The 1,600-nt window shown below is 28.7% G+C and carries 1 pseudogene; it reads left to right on the top strand.

Annotation, left to right across the window (positions count from 1 at the left end):
* Window positions 1-590 precede the first annotated feature (590 nt).
* Window positions 591-1,517 (top strand): annotated as a pseudogene (istA, locus tag OM90_RS05650) (IS21 family transposase); the annotation flags it as partial.
* Window positions 1,518-1,600 lie beyond the last annotated feature (83 nt).

Raw genomic sequence — 1,600 nt, 5'->3', positions numbered from 1 at the left:
ATTACACCTATGGAGGGGTCACACCTGCGTATAAATAATGTATATTATGCATAAAATTCTCCTGATTTTTCACGAGCAAACTTTGTCACTCCGAGCAAACTTGTTTGTCACTCGACAAAGTAGAAAAAATAAAATATATCAAAAAAAGAGTGATTTTCAAAAAAATACATCTCGGAATTGAAAAATTTTCTTTAACGCGTTAACATGTCATCAAGAAAGCATTAAAGAAGGGAAGATTTATATGGCTAAAAGGAATAATAGTTGGACTATGGCAAAGTATCGAAGATTTTTAAATGAGAATCGTGGTATGGGTGAATTGGCGAGTTATAAGCCGTAGCTATGTATTCAAGATTTCCCATCTAAAGGCAGGGTATCTCGCATAAAGGGGTGGAAAACAAATCGCATACATCATTTTTTCTCCGATATACAAACACGGTGCTTCTATCTATTTGAATGGAATGACGAGATAATAGATATCAGAAAACACTATCATCTTTTATATAAATGATAAAATAAAAATGTAAGAAAGTAATCATTTAAGAATGTATGAAAAATAAGATATAATTATCTCCAAGGTTAAGGAGGTAATTATGATTATACAAATGGACATAAATACAAACATAAGGATTAATAAATTAGAGGACCTTAGAAAATTAAAACCTCTTATGGAGGAAAGTAACTTGAAAATAAATAAAAGTCAGATAGCAAGAGAACTAGGACTTGATGCTAGAACAGTTGGTAAATATATTAATGGATATAAAAAATCTATTACTAGAAATCGATCATCTAAACTTGATAAATTCTATCCAATAATTAAAGATTTACTTAGTGATGAATCAGTCCAGATATTCTATTATAAAAGGGTATTATGGCAATTCTTAAAAGATAATTACAATCTAGATTGTGCACAATCATCATTTCGTAGATATATTTCTAAACACGAAGAATTCAATAATTATTTCAAAAGAAGAAGAAAAAATTATTCTTCTAAGAGTATTCCTATGCGTTATGAAACAGGTATAGGACAGCAAGCACAAGTGGATTGGAAAGAAAATATGGAGTTTATATTAAGTAATGGAGAGGTAATAAAAATAAATATTTTTGTTATTATCCTATCGTATTCAAGATTTAGAGTATATAGATTATCCTTTAGTAAAACACAAGATATTTTATTCTCATTTTTAGATGAAGCTTTTGAAACATTTGGAGGTGTTCCTAAGGAATTATTAACTGATAACATAAAAACAATTATGGATGAACCAAGAACTAATAACTCTAAAGGAAAAGTAAATAATAAATTTCAACAGTTTGCAGATGATTATGGTTTTAAGGTTTGCCCATGTATTGCTGGCAGGCCTAATACAAAAGCAAAAGTAGAAGCACCTATGAAATTATTAGATGAGATAAGAGCATATAATGGAACCTTAGATTATAGTGAACTACATCAGCTTGTAACAAAACTTAATAATAGAATCAATAGTACATGTCATACTACAACAGGTAAGATACTTATCGTTATTTACTGGATATGATACATTTTTCTTTCTGTCACATAAAGTTTTTATTTTTATAGTATTCACAGTTTTAGGACTTATTTTAT

It is taken from the genome of Defluviitalea phaphyphila, assembly GCF_001466305.1.
Classification (GTDB): Bacteria; Bacillota; Clostridia; order Lachnospirales; family Defluviitaleaceae; genus Defluviitalea_A; species Defluviitalea_A phaphyphila.
The sequence above is the reverse complement of the archived record's forward strand: the minus strand, read 5'-3'. Positions and strand labels throughout refer to the sequence as shown.